Origin of the sequence: Nonomuraea sp. NPDC049421 (assembly GCF_040677005.1) — a bacterium.
In the GTDB taxonomy this organism is placed as follows: Bacteria; Actinomycetota; Actinomycetes; order Streptosporangiales; family Streptosporangiaceae; genus Nonomuraea; species Nonomuraea salmonea.
The window spans coordinates 55,314-71,776 of the sequence record NZ_JBFAQA010000038.1; the positions used below are offsets into that span (position 1 = coordinate 55,314).

Here is a 16,463-nt window from a genome sequence, read left to right on the forward strand (position 1 = left end):
GTTTCTGGGATCGAGTAACGGGGCATTTCGGTCGTACCGGGGAGTGTTCCCGCGGGGGGCACAGGGAACGGGGAGGTGGGTGTGTCAAGCGTGGTGCTGTTGCCGTACGCGCCGTCCAGCGTTGCCGTCGCCCGCCAGCGTCTGAGCACTGATCTGCAGGACAGTGGGGTCTTCACCGCGGCCATCGACGATGCCGTGCTCGTCGTGAGCGAGCTTCTGAGCAACGCGCTGCGGCACGCTCATCCGCTGCCGTCGGGCATGGTGCGGGTGGCGTGGTTGCGCAGCGACGATCACATCGAGGTGGCGGTCAGCGACGGGGGCGCCGCGACCGAGCCCCGTGCGGGCCGGCCGACGCTGTCCTCGCTCGGGGGCCGGGGGCTCGGCATCGTGGAATATGTCGCCGAGAGCTGGGGGGTGCGGCACGACGGCGACACGACGACCGTGTGGGCGATTCTGCCCGCGCCTAGCAAAAGTGTGAACGGGCAGGTCGCGGCCCTCAGAGAGGCCGGCTAGCCAGCACGGCGCGCTCGCTCACGGCCCACGCCGTCGAGACGAGCAGATAGAGGCCGGCGGCCAGCGGCAGCACGAGCACGGCCAGCACCGAGCCGTACGGCAGCAGCCGCATGATGCGCTTCATCGCCTCCGGCTGCTCCTCGGCGACCTTGATCTGCCGGGCCGAGAGCCAGGCCACCGCTGTGACCAGGGCGATGACCAATACAAAGACCAAAACCGGGGTGCTGACCAGACCGAAATGGGCGACCACGCCGGCCGCCTGCTCCCCCAGCGGCGCCCCGAACAACGTGTGCCCCGCGAGCGCGGTCGGATGAGTGGCCACCCGGTACATCAGCCACAGGAACGGCAACTGAGCCAGCATCGGCATGATCCCGGCGAACGGTGACGTGCCCTCCTTGGCGTAGAGGGCGTTCAGCTCCTTGCTCAGGCGCTCCGGGTGACGGCCGTGGCGCTGACGCAGCTCGCGGAGCTTGGGGGCGAGCCGTTCGCGGATCTTCGCCGTACGGGCCTGGCGGACGTTCAGCGGCAGCAGCAGAAGGCGTACGGCGAGGGTGAACAGCACGATGCCGAGGGCGGCGCTGCCGCCGGAGACGTGAATGACGAACGTGACGAGAGAATCGATCATGAGCCCTGTTCCCTGCTGAAGAGGCGTGATGACGACGGGCTCGCTCGTCATGGCCGAGGGAGCCCCGCTTCGACGGGGGCTCGTACGAGAGCCCCGCGTCCCGGAAAGCGGGGCGCGCTCAAGGAGCGCGGGGACGCGGCCGCCCGGCCGCGTCCGGGTCGCGCAGCCGCTGGAAGGCCGTGCGGCGCGCGTAGGACAGCGGGAAGCCCACCGGCTCCCCGAGAAGGACGGGCAGCAGCGTGGCCGCCCACGTGGCCAGCAGCAGGATCGCCATCATGGTGATCCCGACCAGCCACGGGTCGAACAGCAGCTGCATCAGCTGGAGCGGGACGTCTTACCGACGACGGTGACCGCGACGAACACGACCAGGGCGATCACCCCGATGATCAAGGCAAGCTTGATCAGACCCACCAGCATCGGCAGGATGAAGGTGAAAAGCACGAAGAGACCCAGCAAGGTCCCCAGAACGAGCATCACGACTTTACCCATGCGCCCACCGTACGTCCTCGGGGCATGATCCGCGACCCTTACGAAGCCATGACGTACCGGCCGGTTCCGGGCGGCGGGCCGTACCGTGAAGGCGTGAACACGCGCATCCTGGTGGTGGACGACGATCCCACGGTGTCCGAGGTCGTGGCGCGCTATCTGGAGCGCGACGGGCACGAGGTGGAGTGCGTCGGCGACGGCGCCGAGGCGCTGCGCAGGGCCCTGGCCCATCCGCCCGACCTCATGGTCCTCGACCTCATGCTGCCCAAGATCGACGGCCTCCAGGTGTGCCGGCGGCTGCGGGAGCGCTGGCCGGTGCCCGTGATCATGCTGACCGCGCTCGGCGAGGAGATCGACCGGGTGGTCGGTCTCGAGACCGGCGCCGACGACTACGTCACCAAGCCGTTCAGCCCCCGCGAGCTGGCGCTGCGCGTCCAGTCGGTGCTGCGGCGGGCGCGCGGGGCCTCCGTCACCGGCGGCACCGGCGTGCTGCGCGACGGCGACCTGCTGGTGGACGTCGGAGCCCACGAGGTACGCCTGCGCGGCGAGGAGGTGCTGCTGACCGCCCGCGAGTTCGACCTGCTCGCCTACCTCATGCGCAACCCGCGCCAGGCATTCAGCCGCTCCGCGCTGCTCAACCAGGTCTGGGGATGGTCGTTCGGCGACTCGTCCACGGTGACCGTCCACGTACGGCGGCTGCGGGAGAAGATCGAGCCCGACCCGACGGAACCGCGCAGGATCGTCACGGTGTGGGGGGTCGGCTACCGCTACGAGCCTCTGGACGGCCTCTGATGCCGCGCCCCGGCGACCTGCCCATGGTCATGGCCGTCACGGCCGGGCTCGGGCTGCTCATCGCGCTGGCGGGCGTCTGGCTGATGGGGCGGCTGCGCACGCGGTCGATCGGCGTGGCCATGGCCGTCGTCGTGGTGGTGGCGGTGGCGGCCACGCTGGCGGGCGTGGTGGCGATCATCAACAAAATGATCATCGAGGGGCCGACCAAGGACTTCGTGCTCAGCGTGGTGGCCGTCGGGGGGCTCGTGGGGTTGGGAGTGGCGTTCGTGCTGGCCAGGCGGGTCGTTCAGGAGAGCAGGCGGTTGGTGGCCGCCGTACGCGACCTGCCGTTCGTCGCGCCGACCGGGCTCCCGGCCGAGCTGCAGACGATCGCCAACACCCTGGAGGAGGCGTACGCGCGGGAGCAGGCCCTCGAAGGGGCGCGGCGCGAGCTGGTGGCGTGGGTGAGCCACGACCTGCGTACGCCGCTCGCCGGCATGCGGGCCATGGCCGAGGCGCTCGAGGACGGCGTGGTGACCGACCCCGAGACGGTCACCCGCTACCACGGGCAGATCAAGCTGGAGGTGGAGCGGCTGTCGGCGATGGTGGACGACCTGTTCGAGCTGTCGCGCATCCACGCGGGGGCGCTGCGGCTGTCACGGTCGCGGATCGGGCTCGCCGACCTGGTCGCCGACACGCTGGCCGGGGCCGAGCCCCTCGCCAGGGCCAAGGGGGTGGTGCTCACCGCCGAGGCCGCCGCGGCCGTGCCCGTGGAGGCCGACGCGGGGGCTCTGGGGCGGGCGCTGCGCAACCTCGTGGTCAACGCCATCCGGCACACGCCGTCCGACCGGCCCGTGGTGCTCAGGGCCGCTGTCGAGCAGGGGATGGCCTGTCTGTCGGTCACCGACTGCTGCGGGGGGATCCCCGAGGAGGATCTGCCCCGGGTGTTCGAGGTCGCCTTCCGGGGGGAGGCCGCGCGGACGCCCAGCGCGGACGGCGGGGCCGGGCTGGGGCTGGCCATCGCGCAGGGGATCGTGGAGGCGCACGACGGGGAGATCGGCGTGGTCAACGACGGGCCGGGGTGCCGGTTCGAGATCCGGCTGCCGCTGGTCGGCTGACGCCCGTCAGGGGCCTTCCGTGGCGTCCCGGCCGAACGACTCCGACATCGCCCGAAATGTCGGGCAGGGCCAGCGCCACATGCAGCTCCTGCAGCGCAGGATCGGATGTGCCGCGTCGCTCGTGATGCCCCCCGCGTCGCGCGGCTGATGGAGATCGAGCAACCTCAGCCCGAGCTCTGAGAACCTGAGCAACTCCGTACGCGCCCCCGCCAGGAACTCCAGGTCCTCGATCGCGAGGCGGGTGCGGATGGGGACGTAGCCCTCATGGTTCACCAGGGCGCGCAGGTGACCTGCTTCTTCATGCCATGACGTGGCCTTCTCCGTGGTGATGAGGATGGTCTCCAGGCGTTCGCGGAGGCCCTGACGCTGCGGATCTTCGGGTTCGTCTGCGTTCATCGATCCGGGGCTCTTCGGTCGTGCCCCAGCCCTTCCTTCTCCGTGAGGCGGTGGCGGTTCCGGTGTCACGCTGTCAAGCTTCGCGTACTCTCCGTTTTCATGGAGCCCAAACGGAGGACAAAAACCTGTGGTTGCCCTATCGGCGTGACAACGTGACCGGAAGCCTCAGCGCCGCTAGCCTGCCCATGTGGAGCTCAAGGTCTCGACTCGATCACATGCCGGGTGCGCACTCGTTGCCGTCACCGGGGAAATCGACCTCTATACGGCGCCTCACCTGCAGTCCGAGTTCACTCGGCTGCTGCAGGAAGGGCCTAGCCGGGTGGTCATCGACATGTCCGCCGTGGATTTCTGCGACTCCACGGGGATGAACGTCCTGCTCTCGGCGCTCAAGCGGATGAAAGAGCAGGGAGGGACGCTGGAGGTCGCCGCGCCGCGTCCCGCCGTACGCAAGATTCTGCAGGTCACCGGGCTCGACTCGGTGTTCACCGTGCACGAAGAGGTGCCGCAGGAGTTCCTCATCACCGAGGGATCATGAGGCAACGCGATCGCGGCTGCGCCGCGCTTGAAGGAGGTGCGGCTCGATGAGCGCTGACACGGCGGTCGTCATCCCGGCCGCCAACGAGGCCGACCGCATCGCCGCCACCGTCAAGGCCGCCGCGGCCCTGCCGGGCGTCGATCTCGTCGTGGTCGTCGACGACGGTTCGCACGACCAGACCGGCAGGGTCGCCCGCGCGGCCGGCGCGCGGGTCGTCCGGCACAGCCGCAACCGGGGCAAGGCCGCCGCCATGGAGACGGGGGCCGAGGCCGTACGCCTCCTCGACGAGGACGACGCCCCCCGCCACCTGCTGTTCCTCGACGCCGACCTGGGCGGCACCGCCCAGGCCGCCGCGCCTCTCATCGAGCCCGTACGCGCGGGCGAGGCCGACATGACCATCGCCGTCTTCTCCACCAGGGTGAAGCTGGGCGGCCACGGGTTAGTCGTCCGCCTGTCCAAAGAGGGCATCCGCCGCGCCACCGGCTTCGACGCCACCCAGCCGCTCAACGGCCAGCGCTGCCTGACCAGGGCGGCCTTCGAGGCGGCGCGTCCGCTGGCGCACGGGTTCGGGGTGGAGACGGCGCTGACGATCGACCTGCTGCGCAAGGGGTTCCGCGTCAGGGAAGTCGAGGTCGACATGGCCCATCGGGCCACCGGCACCGACTTTCGCGCCCAGCTCCACCGGGCACGTCAGCTCCGGGACGTGGCACGGGCGCTGGCGGTACGGGAGCCGGTGGTCGTACAAAATTTGGACAAACTTCGTCCCAAGCGCTGAACTGGCGAACCCCCTTAAACTGACCGCCCATGACCGACATAGACGAGCAGGGCCGTCCTGAGCCTCCCCTCGCCGCCGACGAGCTCGGCACGCTCGTGGGCTACCTGGAGTTCCACCGGGCGACGTTCGCGTGGAAGTGCGCCGGCCTCGACGCCGCCGGGCTCAAGGCCACCGTGGGGGCGTCGGCGATGACGCTCGGGGGCATGCTGAAGCATCTAGCGTATGTCGAGGACCACTGGTTCTCCCGCATGCTGCACGACCGGCCCGGCCAGCCGCTGTGGACCACGGTCGACTGGAAGGCGGACCAGGACTGGGACTGGCACTCGGCGGCCGCCGACTCCCCGGAGGACCTGCACGCGCTGTGGCAGGACGCGGTCACCCGCTCCCGCCACCTCCTGGACGAGGCCCTGGCCGCCGGCGGCCTCGAGCAGCCGGCCCGGCGCACGTGGCCGGACGGCCGCGCGCCCAGCCTGCGGTGGATCCTCGTGCACATGGTCGAGGAGTACTCCCGCCACAACGGCCACGCGGACCTCATCCGGGAGTCGGTGGACGGCCTCACCGGCGAGTGATCTTCGGTCGGGGCGGCTACTAGGGGTGCTCTATGGCACGGCCCGGCGGCTCGTTCGCTTGAGCTTCGAGCGCGGGCTGACCGGGCTTCTGCTTGTCGGTGGATCTGAAATGCCCGAGCGCGCAGCATCCTGTGGGCTGGTGGACGGAGAGGTCGGCGGGTTGTCCACAGGCCGGCGCGATTCGCTTGGGTTATCCACAGGTGGGCCTGAGCGGGCCGGATCCCTTCCGCGGGTGTGCTGGAATCTTCCGGTGACTTCGGAAGCGCGGCGCAAACAGGGACGAGGCCGGTTGGCCGGGCCGGCCATGGTGGCGATCGTCGCCTCGATCCTGCTGACCATCACCATCGGCCTCCTGGGCCCGTCCGCGATGGTCCCCGCGCTCACCGGCCCCGCCTGGCAACCGCCCTACTCCCTGGCAGTGCACCCCAGCCCCTACCTCGTCATCGCCCTGGCAGCCGCAACCCTGCTCCTTGGCGGCCTGGGCCTCCTGACCGCCCTCCTGGCGACAAGCCGCCCAGACTCCCCTCCAGCCCCCACCCGCGACGACCTCGACTCCACCCGCGACGGCTCCGGCTCCACCCGCGACGGCTCCGACTCCACCTGCGGCGGCTCAGACTTCACCCGCGGTGGTTCCGACGCCACCCGCTACGACTCCGACACCACTCCTACGGCCGCTCCAGACGACCCCAGCGCCACCGCCACGGCCACTCCGGATGCCCCCGGCCACGGCTCGGGGGGTGCCGCTTTCCGTAGGCCCTATCCCGCCCCGCTCAACCGGCTCGGAGGAGTGCTCCTCAATGCCAGGGTTCTGGTGCTCGTCGGGTGTGTGGCGGCAGCCGTGCTGGCGTTCCTGCCGCCCTCCGGCTCCGGGGACCACCTCAACTACGCCGCTTACGGGCGCATGGTCACCTTGGGCGTCAATCCGTACACGCACGGCGCGATCGACCTCCCAGGCGACCCCATCGCGGATGCCGTCGAGGAGCCGTGGCGGGAGGAGCCGAGCGTCTACGGGCCGGTCGCCACGGCCGTGCAGGCGGTGGCGAGCTGGGTCGGCGGTGACTCGCTCAAGCTGACGATGTTCGTCCTGGCGGTGTTCAACGCCGCCGCGTTCATCGTGACGGGGCTGCTCATCGACCGCTTCACCCGGCACGACCCCCGCAGGCGCCTGAGAGCTGCCCTTCTGTGGACGGCCAACCCGCTGCTGCTCTATCACCTCGTCGCCGGCATGCACGTCGACACCCTCGCCATCGCCTGCATGGTCGCCGCCCTGCTGGCCAGGGGGCGTCCCATGGGCTCGGGGGTCCTGCTCGGGCTGGGGGTGGCGATCAAGGTGAACGCCGGGCTCGTCGCCCTCGGCCCCGCCTGGGAGTTGCGCCGCCGGCCCGGCCGCCTGGCGCTCATGGCGGGGTGCGCGGTCGCGGTGGTGGTCGTCGGGTACGCCGTCGTCGGGTTCGACGCCCTCGCGCCGATCACCCGTACGAGCAAGTCGATCTCCCATGCCTCGTTCTGGAAGCTCGTCCAGGGGTGGCTGCAGGCCATCGTGGGGACGGGGAGCGCTTATCGGGGGGCCATCCAGGTCGGGTCGCTGCTGGTGCTCGTGCTCGTCGCATGGTCGTTGCTTCGCCTGGCCGTACGGACCGGGTGGTCGAGTGGTGGTGGGGCGCTCTCCACCCACCCCGGCACACGTTTTCGGCATGCCTCTCCGGCGGCGCCCGGGGGGTTGGAGGCGCCGGTGGTCGCCATGGCGTTGGTGGTGGCCTACCTGTTCGCGACGCCGTACATCCTGCCCTGGTACGACGGGCTGGCGCTCGGGATGCTGGCGCTTGTGGGGGCGTCCGCGCTGGACGGACTCGTGGTCGCGCATCTGCTGGTGCTGTCGTTGGCGTACCTGCCGGCCAGGGTCGAGGGGCAGCCCGACGACCTCGAGTGGCTGCGTACGGTGGTCAGACCTCAGCTCGGGTGGGCGTTGCTGGCGCTGACGGTGGCGCTGGTGGTGTGGGCGTGGCGAGCTGCAGGGCGCGAAGGCAGGCGGCAAGCGTCAGCGGCACCGCAACGGTCAGGGCCATAGCGGGGATGGCGATGCCCGAGTCGTTCATGAGGAAGCCGATGAGAGCGCAGGCGAGTGCGCCGAACAGGCCCGCTCTGAGCGTGGGGGTCAGCCCGTACGCGAGGCCGAGCGCGGCCACGCCCCAGCGTGACGGGCGGGCCAGCACGAAGAACAGGAAGGCCAGCGCCACCAGCGAGAGGAGGGTCAGTGACCAGTTGCCGACGGTGACGCCGATCATCGCGCCGAACTTGCGTCCGATGATCGTCCACGCCTCGCCGTCGATGATCTGCTGGACGAAGGTGCCGAGGTGGGTGCGCTCGGACTCCGGACGCAGCCAGTCCACCACGGACAGGGCGCCCACGAGCGCCGCCCCCGCCAGCCCGACCAGCACCAGCAGCAGCGGCGACACCCGCCGGCCGGAGAGAAGGATCAGGAAGACCGCCAGACCGACCACGAACGCCGGCACGCCCCCGAAGTCCGCACCCCAGGCGGGCCACCCGTCCGCGAACACCGCGAACCCCCCGTACACCGCGCACAGCGTCACCACCACGGCCCTCGGCACGCCCTTGCCGAGCAGCCAGTGGGCGATCCCGGCCAGGGCGAGGATGGTGCCGGTGGCGTAGATGGCGAAGGCGATGTTGCTGAATCCGTAGAACCGTCCGCCGGTCACGGGCTCGTATCCGCCGACGGCGTTCACCTGGAGGGTCGAGCCGGTCATGACGTCGAGGAGGAGGGCCAGCGAGGTGACGGCGGCGACGACGGTCAGCGGGCCGAGCACGTGCGCACGCCAGGGGCCGGCGAACGCCACGGCGGTGATGAGCCCGGCGATGCCCACGATGGTCACGATCACCGACAACATCGGCACCGGCAACGTCCACCAGGGCACCAACTGCGCCAAAAACGTCGAAACGGTGATCGCCCCACTGACCACAGCCACGACCTGCACGGACTTGAGCACGGGAGACCCGCCCGCAAGCTCGCCGGTCGGGTAGGCGCGGGCCGACCGGCCTGGGGCGGCCATGTGCGCGGGCGCGCCGCCGCCCGGGGTCGGCTGGCCCGGAGTTGCTGACTGCGCTGGGGCGCCGGCCGGGGTTGCCCGTTCAGCTGGGGGGTTGGTGGGCGGTGGTTGGTCTGTGGGGGCGTCGGTTCGGGGGGCTTGTGCGGATGTGGTGGTTGGTCCCGGGGGTGCTTCTCCTTCGAGGGCTGAGGGGGTGGGCTGGTGGTCAGCGGGCTGGGTGGCGGGGGGTGTTTGTGTGCTTTCTGTGCCCGACCGCTGGGGTTTCGGGGTGGGGCGGCGGTGGCGGAGGGTCAGGGCGGCGAAGGCGTAGAAGAGGAGTTGGGCTATGACCAGGACGGTGAAGAAGGGGCCGCGGACCTCACGCAACACCTGGCTGGCCAGGTCTTCGTCGGCCAGTTCCGCCGCCACGTCGGCGGGGGTCGCAGGGGGCTGGCCGCCGGGCTGCCAGGGGCGGCCGACGACTTCTCGGGGCGGGGTCAGGCCCAGGACGTCGATGGCGGTCGCGGTGAGGTCGCTGATCGTGACCAGGGCGTCCTGGCGGGTGGAGGTGGCGGTCAGGTAGCCGTGGGGGTAGGCGGGGCCGGTCGGAGCGGGGCCGGTGGCGATGGCGACGTGGAGGTGGGCGTTCGGGGTGACGTCGGAGATGCCGGCCAGCAGGATCGTCGTGTCGGGAGGGAGTTGGGTGAGCAGGGCGCCGATGCGCCGGTCGGCTTCGGCGACGGCCTTCTCGCGGGCCGCTGCGGGGAGGGCGGTGGGGATGCCGTAGTCGTCCGCAGGCCGTTGTGACCAGGCCGTTGCCAGGTCGGCGGCTTCCAGGACGATCAGGTTGTACGGGATGGGGTCGCCCAGGGCGGAAGGGGTGGGGGCGTATTTGGCGATATTTCCGGACTTGTCGGCGGCGGCCAGCGCGGCGCCCGGACCTATGGCGGCCACCTTGCCCCCGCCGTCCGTGACGATCTGGCCCAGGGTGCCGAGGCGGGCGTTGTACCCGGTCTCCGACTGATGGGCGGTCAGGGCGTCCCAGCCCGCAATGGTGGCGCCCTCGCCGTTCTGCTGAGGGGCGGGTGGCGCAGGGCAGCCCTCGTCCGGCGTGCCGGCTCGCTGGCCTGCCGACACGGTCAGCCAGCCCGCGGTGGGGCAGGTGATGCCGCGCCCCGGGGGCGGCACGGTGCGCGTCGAGAGGGAGGCCGACGAGCCCTCGGACATGAGGCGCCACAGGTTGGGAGTGCGCGTCTGGTCGAGGTCGCTCCACTCCAGCCCAGGGACGCCGATCAGAGCCACACGGCCGCGGGGGGCACTCGCGGCGCTGCCCGTGGGGGTGGCTGCCGTCGGGGTGCTCGTGCCGCCGGTCGTGCCGCCGGTCGCGGTGATGGCTCGCCCGCCCGGGGCGGCAGGACGCGTGCTGCCGATCAGAAGGTCATGGGTGGGCAGGGCGGCCTCTCGGTGAAGGCTGGAGGCGGGGTGAGCCGTGGCCGCTGCGGCGGGGGTGGTCCAGAGGAGGGGGAGGGACAGGGCCAGGAGGGTCGTCAGGAGGAGGCGGCGGCGCCGCCGCTTCTCGCGCCGGACCGGGCACGCCATGGCGTTCGGCATGTACGGACCCCCAGTAGTCTGCCCCTCGACCAAACAACAGCCACGGTAACGTGCCACACCGTGACAAGTGGCGAGGTACGGGTGAGACGGCGGCAGTGGTGGGCCTGGTTGATCGCGGCCCTGCTCGTCGCGGCGGCCGCGGCGCCGCTGGTGTACGAGTGGCTCACCAACCCCGACGACCAACGCCTGGTCGACCTGGACGTTTACCGTACCGGCGGGCAGATGCTGCTCGACGGCCGCCCGGTCTACGACTACTTCACGCCCGCCCCGCAACTGCTGCCGTTCACCTACCCGCCGGTCGCGGCGATGCTGGCGGTGGGTCTGGCCGGGATGTCGTGGGGAACGGCGCAGTGGGTGTGGACGGCCGGGATCTTCGTGGCGCTGGCGGTGACGGTCGGGTTCTCGTTCCGGCCTCTGCTGGTCAGGGAGTCGCTGCGCAAGTACGCGCCGTGGGTGTTCGCGCTGCTCATGGTCCTGTGCACGTACCTGATGCCGATCAGGGACCAGGTCAGGTTCGGGCAGGTGGACATCCTGCTGGTCGCCTTGTGCGTGGCCGACTGCGTGGCGCGGCGGCCGTGGTGGCCCAGGGGGTTCCTGATCGGGCTGGCGACGGCGGTGAAGCTGACGCCGGGCGTCTTCCTGATCTACCTGCTGATCACCAGGCAGTGGCGGACGTTCTTCATGGCCTCCTTCGCGGCGGCGGTGCTGACGCTGCTGCCGTTCGCGGTGATCCCGCAGGACGCCGCCGACTTCTGGTTCTCCGCGCTGCTCGACCCTGAACGTCTCGGTGCGAACGCGGCCACCACCAACCAGTCGATCCGCGGGATGCTGATCAGGCTCTACTGGCCGGACGCGCTGACCTCGGTGCTGTGGCTGGTGATCGTGGCGGCGGTCGGCTGGTACGGCTTCCGCGGGGCGCGGGACGCGTACCGGAGCGATGATCACGTTACGGCGGTCGCGCTGGTCGGGCTGATGGCCGTGCTGCTGTCGCCCGTCGCCTGGATCCACCACCTGGCCTGGGTGGTCGTGGTGCTCGCGGCGATCGTGGGCGACGGCCGCGATCCGGTACGGCTGCGCGTGGCGGCCGGGGTGTGGCTGTACTACGTGGTGCCGGTGCCGTGGTGGGGGGTGTCGCTCAAGGCGGCGGACATCCCGGGCGTCAGCCTGGTGCTGGGGAAGATCGTCCAGAACGGGTTCGGCCTCGGCGCGCTGGCCCTGGTGTGGTTGCTGGTGCATTGGCTGCCGAAACGGCGGCAGCTCGCTTGACTTTCCCGTTACCCTTCGTGTCGTGCTCGTTACCATCTGGGTGATCGTGGGCGCCGTGGCAGGCGTCAGCGGCGTGCTGGTCGGTTACTCGGCGCTGCGGCAGGCCAGGGCCACGGTCGAAGACTGCCGGCGGCTGCTCGCCCGGCAGCTCGGCGAGGGCCGCGGCGATCTCAAGGCCATCAGGGACGTCGCCGTGTGCCGGTATGACGCGCTGTCGGAGATGTCGGGGCGGCTGTCGTTCTCGGTGGCGATGATCAACGGGCTGGGCGACGGCATCGTGCTGACGTCCATCAACGGGCGCAGCGAGACCCGTACGTACGTGCGCCCCGTGGTCGGCGGCAAGGGGCAGGAGCCGCTGTCGCCCGAGGAGGAAGAGGCCGTGCGCGCGGCCAGGCTCGGGTTGGGGCCCCTGGTGGCGGGGCCGGTGTCGGGGACGTTCTAGCAGGTGACCCACGCCGGAGATCAGCCGTCGGAGTAAACGGCCGCGAGGCCGCCCACCTGCGGATACCCTGGACGCATGCCCAGACTCGCCTATCTCGGACCGGAAGGCACCTTCACCGAAGAGGCCCTGCGGCTCCTCGATCCCACGGCAGACCGGCTGCCCTGCGCCAACGTGAGCGCCGCGCTCAACGCCGCGCGCTCCGGCGACGCCGACGGCGCCGTCGTGCCGCTGGAAAACTCGATCGAGGGCGCGATCACCACGACGCTCGACGAGTTCGCGTGGGGCGAGCCGCTGGTGATCAACGCCGAGCTGCTGCTGCCGGTGCAGTTCTCGCTGCTGGCGCGGCCGGGCACCGAGATCCCCCACATCAAGCGGGTCTACACGCATCCCGCGGCCATCACCCAGTGCCGCGCGTTCGTCGCGCGTGAGCTGCCCGACGCCGTCGTGGTGTCCGCCCCCTCGACGGCGGCCGCGGCGCAGGAGGTGGCGCTGCCCGGGTCGCCGTACGACGCGGCCATCGCCGCCCGCATCGCCGGCGAGCACTACGGGCTGGTCGAGCTGGCCTCCGGCATCGGCGACAGGTCCGACACGGTGACCAGGTTCGTCAAGGTCGCGCGGCCTGGGCCGCTGCCGCCGGCGACCGGGTCCGACCGCACCACGCTGGTGGTCTTCCTGGCCGACGACCACCCGGGCGCGCTGCTGGAGATGCTGACCGAGTTCTCGGTGCGCGGGGTCAACCTGACCCGCATCGAGTCCAGGCCCACCGGCGACGGCATCGGCCGCTACTTCTTCCACTTCGACTTCGAGGGGCACATCGCCGACGCGCGGGTGGGCGACGCCATCGCCGGCCTGCACCGCATCTGCGGCGAGGTGCGCTTCCTCGGCAGCTACCCGCGCGCCGACGGGCTGGTGCCGCAGATCAAGCGCGGCACCTCCGACTCCGACTTCGCCGAGGCCGCCGAGTGGCTGGCCAAGGTGCGCGCGGGCGAGATCTGACCTGGCGGGCCGTGCGGCCCGCCGGCGGGGTGCCGCGCAGGTCGTCGGCAGGTTTTCCGGGTGTCGGGGATAACGAGGGGCAGCGGGGGCCCGTACGCCGGTAGCCTTTCCTTGTGATTGACCTGCGTACCCTTCGTGAGGACCCCGACCGGCTACGGGCGTCGCAGCGTGCCCGCGGTGAGGACGACTCGGTCGTCGACACGCTGCTCGACCTCGACGAGCGCCGCCGATCCGCGCTGACCTCGTTCGAGTCGCTGCGCGCGGAGCAGAAGAGCATGGGCAAGTCGGTCTCCAAGGCGCAGGGTGAGGAGAAGGCCACGCTGCTCCAGCGGGCCAAAGACCTCGCGAGCCAGGTCAAGGCCGCCGAGGCCGAGGCGGAGAAGCTGGGCGCCGAGCTCGACGGCGTGCTCCAGACGGTGCCCAACATCGTCGAGGAGGGCGCCCCGGCCGGCGGCGAGGACGACTACGTCGTGCTCGAGACACAGGGTGAGCCCCGGCAGTTCGACTTCGAGCCGAAGGACCACCTGGCCCTGGGCGAGGCGCTCGGCGCGATCGACATGGAGCGCGGCGCCAAGGTGTCGGGCGCCAGGTTCTTCTTCCTCAAGGGCGTCGGGGCGCGGCTGCAGCTCGGCCTGCTCAACATGGCGATGCAGCAGGCGATCGAGGCCGGGTTCACGCCGATGATCACGCCGGTGCTCGTCAAGCCCGAGACCATGCAGGGCACGGGTTTCCACGTGGCCCACGACAAGGAGATCTACCGGCTGCCCGAGGACGACCTCTACCTCGTCGGCACCTCCGAGGTGTCGCTGGCCGGCTACCACGCCCAGGAGATCGTCAGCGGCGACGAGCTGCCGCTGCGCTACGCGGGCTGGTCGTCGTGCTTCCGCCGCGAGGCGGGCTCGTACGGCAAGGACACCAGGGGCATCATCCGGGTGCACCAGTTCGACAAGGTCGAGATGTTCTCGTACGTGCGGCCCGAGGACGCCCACGAGGAGCACCTGCGGCTGCTCGCCTGGGAGAAGGAGATGCTGGCCAAGATCGAGGTCCCCTACCGGATCATCGACACGGCGGCCGGCGACCTCGGCATGTCGGCGGCCAGGAAGTTCGACTGCGAGGCCTGGATCCCGACCCAGGGCCGCTACCGCGAGCTGACCTCGACGTCCAACTGCACCGAGTTCCAGGCCCGCAGGCTCGCCGTCCGCTACCGCGACAAGGACGGCAAGCCGCAGCACCTGGCCACCCTCAACGGCACGCTGGCCACGACCCGCTGGATCGTGGCCATCCTGGAGAACCACCAGCAGGCCGACGGCTCAGTGGTGGTTCCCGCGGCGTTGCGTCCTTACGTGGGGCTCGATGTCCTGGAGCCCCCCAAGTAGGTGCTCAGAGCCCGGCCGAGGAGCCTTGCTCCTCGGCGCGGGCGTCGCGCCTGACCAGCAGGGCACCCGCGGCCAGTACGGCCGCCGTCAGGAGCACGGAGAGGGCGACGGCCATCTGGTACGACGCCAGGGAGCCGTCGGCCCAGGCCCTGAAGGGCAGCGAGACGGTCGCGTAGACCAGCGGAGCTCCGAGCACGCCGGTCAGGACGGGCACCGTGCGCGGCCGTCCGGCGACCGCCAGCCCCAGGCAGACCGGGGCGCCCAGCACGACCGCCAAGAGTCCGCCCGTGCCCATGAGCAGCGAGACCTCCTGGTTCGCCGGCATCGACGCGTGGTCGAACCAGGGTGTGAGCGCCGCCGCGAACCCGGCGCAGGTGACGGCGGCGATGCCGAGATAGGTACGCCCGTAGCGGCGCAGACCCGCCCCCATGAGGCCGAACAGCGCGCACGCGGCCAGGGCCCAGGCCCAGACGAGTTCGCCGCGCAGCGGGACCTCAGGGGCCTCCTCGGGCAGGGAGACGCGGTGCCACGTCCCTGAGACGTCGCGGATCACGACCGAGTCGGGACCGCCGGCGACGACCACGATGTGGCCGCCGGGCCTGGCCTGCACGGCCAAGGTGGTGGGGAAGCCGGAGGGGTCGTCGTAGCGCCTGCTGAGGCGTTCGACGTCGTCCGACGACAGGCGCCAGGACGGCCGCCAGGTGCTGCCGCCGTCGTCCGACTGCTCGACGCCCTTGCGGTCCTCCGTCACGCGGTAACACCGGGTGGCCTGCTTCGGCACGCACTGGGCGGTCTGGCCCTTCCTCTCCTTGTCCGCGGTGCTCTCCGACCATGTGCGGCCGCCGTCCTCCGAGGTCCACACGGTGTGCGGCCAGGTGTGGACGGCGATGCGGTCCTGGTCGTCCACCGTGACGGCGCCGACGTACGGAGTGGGCGGGGCCGCCGATGTCGCGGTCACCGCGAGCACGGCCAGGGGCATCGTCACCGCGAACCGCCAGCGGGCGGCGGGCGGGCGGCGGAGGCTGTGGGCGCGTACCCACCAGGCGAGGGCGAGGGCCGGCAGTGCCAGGAGGTCCGTAGGATCGGCCAGGACGCGCGACGGGCCCGCGAGGAAGGTCCAGGCATGGGAGGCGGCCTCTGCGCCCGTCTCCGTCGTTTTCACGGCCGCGAAGAGCACCCCGGTCACCATGACCGCCACCCCGTCACTCCAAGCCCACGGTCCCCTGGGAAGTCGCTCAGGGGCTCGGTCGAGGCCGGACGGCAGGCGTTTCGTGAGGGCTGCGGCGGGGCGGGTCAGGAGGAGGGCGACGAGGGCGGGGGCCACGAGCAGGCCGGCCACGTCGCTGAGCTTGCCCGTCACGGCCCCGGGAAAGGCCGGTTTGAGCAGGTGGTCGTTGACCAAGAGCACGAGCACCCCGGCAACCGTCACGGGGTGGCACAGCCACGCGTACCTCATACCCAGGTTGACCGCTCCGGGGACGGGGCGGTTCAAGGGCCATGTGAGTCGAGTCACACCCGTGACCAATCCGACATCACGCCCGACACACGCAAAAGACCGGAGCCCGCTGGAAGCGAACTCCGGTCTGTCTCGCTGCTACAGGTCAGATGGCTCGGACCTGAGAGGCCTGCGGCCCCTTCTGGCCCTGCGTGATCTCGAACTCGACCCGCTGGCCGTCTTCAAGGCTGCGGTAGCCGTTGCCGACGATCTCGGAGAAGTGCACGAACACGTCCGGCGCACCGCCGTCCGGGGCGATGAAGCCGAAGCCCTTCTCGGCGTTGAACCACTTGACGGTTCCCTGAGCCATAAAAGCTCTCCCTCAGGATGTGAATCTATGGGACCCACACCTCGTGGGTCCCGGTGTGTCGTACAGCAAGCACCCGGGGTGGCTCAGACAAAGTCATGCTGGTTTTCACTACGGGATCAGCTAATACAACGCCAT

General features: G+C 70.9%; 17 protein-coding genes and 1 pseudogene. 11 read left to right on the forward strand and 7 right to left on the reverse strand.

Annotated elements, in window-relative coordinates:
* Positions 1-90: 90 nt before the first annotated feature.
* Positions 91-513 carry an ATP-binding protein gene (locus AB0K18_RS43510; RefSeq protein ID WP_364368492.1) on the forward strand — a complete coding sequence of 141 codons (423 nt, stop codon included), beginning with the start codon at positions 91-93 and terminating at the stop codon, positions 511-513.
* Here AB0K18_RS43510 and AB0K18_RS43515 read toward each other — a convergent pair.
* The 3 genes from AB0K18_RS43515 to AB0K18_RS43525 form a co-directional block, all read right to left on the reverse strand.
* The gene (locus tag AB0K18_RS43515; RefSeq protein ID WP_364926898.1) at positions 497-1,138 is read right to left on the reverse strand and encodes a membrane protein insertase YidC; all 642 of its coding nucleotides are present in this window, start codon (positions 1,136-1,138) and stop codon (positions 497-499) included. The genes AB0K18_RS43510 and AB0K18_RS43515 overlap by 17 nt on opposite strands.
* Positions 1,139-1,256: 118 nt before the next feature.
* Positions 1,257-1,454 carry a DUF6412 domain-containing protein gene (locus AB0K18_RS43520; RefSeq protein WP_345393481.1) on the reverse strand — a complete coding sequence of 66 codons (198 nt, stop codon included), beginning with the start codon at positions 1,452-1,454 and terminating at the stop codon, positions 1,257-1,259.
* Positions 1,454-1,627, reverse strand: coding sequence for a hypothetical protein (locus AB0K18_RS43525; RefSeq protein WP_345393484.1), 174 nt, complete (start codon positions 1,625-1,627; stop codon positions 1,454-1,456). The genes AB0K18_RS43520 and AB0K18_RS43525 overlap by 1 nt, the downstream gene beginning before the upstream one ends.
* A gap of 93 nt (positions 1,628-1,720) precedes the next feature.
* Here AB0K18_RS43525 and AB0K18_RS43530 point away from each other — a divergent pair, with 93 nt between their 5' ends.
* Together AB0K18_RS43530 and AB0K18_RS43535 are read left to right on the forward strand one after the other, a co-directional pair.
* Positions 1,721-2,416 (forward strand): response regulator transcription factor, encoded by a 696-nt coding sequence (locus AB0K18_RS43530; protein WP_355416044.1) that lies wholly within the window; start codon positions 1,721-1,723, stop codon positions 2,414-2,416.
* Positions 2,416-3,513, forward strand: coding sequence for a HAMP domain-containing sensor histidine kinase (locus AB0K18_RS43535; protein ID WP_364926903.1), 1,098 nt, complete (start codon positions 2,416-2,418; stop codon positions 3,511-3,513). The genes AB0K18_RS43530 and AB0K18_RS43535 overlap by 1 nt, the downstream gene beginning before the upstream one ends.
* Positions 3,514-3,519: 6 nt before the next feature.
* Here AB0K18_RS43535 and AB0K18_RS43540 read toward each other — a convergent pair whose 3' ends face one another.
* Complete coding sequence (locus AB0K18_RS43540; RefSeq protein ID WP_364926906.1) at positions 3,520-3,909, reverse strand: hypothetical protein; 390 nt, start codon at positions 3,907-3,909, stop codon at positions 3,520-3,522.
* Between the two features lie 187 nt (positions 3,910-4,096).
* Here AB0K18_RS43540 and AB0K18_RS43545 point away from each other — a divergent pair, with 187 nt between their 5' ends.
* The 4 genes and pseudogenes from AB0K18_RS43545 to mptB all read left to right on the forward strand — a co-directional run.
* Complete coding sequence (locus tag AB0K18_RS43545) at positions 4,097-4,444, forward strand: STAS domain-containing protein (protein ID WP_345393493.1); 348 nt, start codon at positions 4,097-4,099, stop codon at positions 4,442-4,444.
* 46 nt (positions 4,445-4,490) lie between these two features.
* Positions 4,491-5,219, forward strand: coding sequence for a glycosyltransferase (locus tag AB0K18_RS43550; RefSeq protein WP_364926909.1), 729 nt, complete (start codon positions 4,491-4,493; stop codon positions 5,217-5,219).
* 29 nt (positions 5,220-5,248) lie between these two features.
* Entirely contained in the window at positions 5,249-5,788 is a 540-nt protein-coding gene (locus tag AB0K18_RS43555) for a DinB family protein (RefSeq protein WP_364926911.1), read from the forward strand.
* Between the two features lie 367 nt (positions 5,789-6,155).
* Positions 6,156-7,406, forward strand: a pseudogene (gene mptB / locus AB0K18_RS43560) (polyprenol phosphomannose-dependent alpha 1,6 mannosyltransferase MptB); the annotation flags it as partial.
* Between the two features lie 325 nt (positions 7,407-7,731).
* Here the strand turns inward: mptB and AB0K18_RS43565 are convergent.
* Complete coding sequence (locus AB0K18_RS43565) at positions 7,732-10,443, reverse strand: hypothetical protein (RefSeq protein WP_364926914.1); 2,712 nt, start codon at positions 10,441-10,443, stop codon at positions 7,732-7,734.
* A 60-nt stretch (positions 10,444-10,503) separates the two neighbouring features.
* Between AB0K18_RS43565 and AB0K18_RS43570 the strand changes: the two genes are divergently transcribed.
* From AB0K18_RS43570 to serS, 4 genes are all read left to right on the forward strand, one after another.
* Positions 10,504-11,709 (forward strand): glycosyltransferase 87 family protein, encoded by a 1,206-nt coding sequence (locus tag AB0K18_RS43570; protein WP_364926916.1) that lies wholly within the window; start codon positions 10,504-10,506, stop codon positions 11,707-11,709.
* Positions 11,710-11,731: 22 nt separating this feature from the next.
* Positions 11,732-12,151, forward strand: coding sequence for a DUF4446 family protein (locus tag AB0K18_RS43575; protein WP_364926919.1), 420 nt, complete (start codon positions 11,732-11,734; stop codon positions 12,149-12,151).
* Positions 12,152-12,226: 75 nt separating this feature from the next.
* Complete coding sequence (pheA, locus tag AB0K18_RS43580) at positions 12,227-13,147, forward strand: prephenate dehydratase (RefSeq protein WP_364926922.1); 921 nt, start codon at positions 12,227-12,229, stop codon at positions 13,145-13,147.
* A gap of 113 nt (positions 13,148-13,260) precedes the next feature.
* Complete coding sequence (gene serS, locus AB0K18_RS43585) at positions 13,261-14,523, forward strand: serine--tRNA ligase (RefSeq protein ID WP_364926925.1); 1,263 nt, start codon at positions 13,261-13,263, stop codon at positions 14,521-14,523.
* 4 nt (positions 14,524-14,527) lie between these two features.
* On the opposite strand, the gene AB0K18_RS43590 is transcribed toward serS, so the two are convergent.
* Both AB0K18_RS43590 and AB0K18_RS43595 read right to left on the reverse strand, forming a co-directional pair.
* Positions 14,528-15,937, reverse strand: coding sequence for a hypothetical protein (locus tag AB0K18_RS43590; protein WP_364926928.1), 1,410 nt, complete (start codon positions 15,935-15,937; stop codon positions 14,528-14,530).
* Positions 15,938-16,124: 187 nt separating this feature from the next.
* Entirely contained in the window at positions 16,125-16,328 is a 204-nt protein-coding gene (locus tag AB0K18_RS43595; RefSeq protein ID WP_043619750.1) for a cold-shock protein, read from the reverse strand.
* Positions 16,329-16,463: the final 135 nt, after the last annotated feature.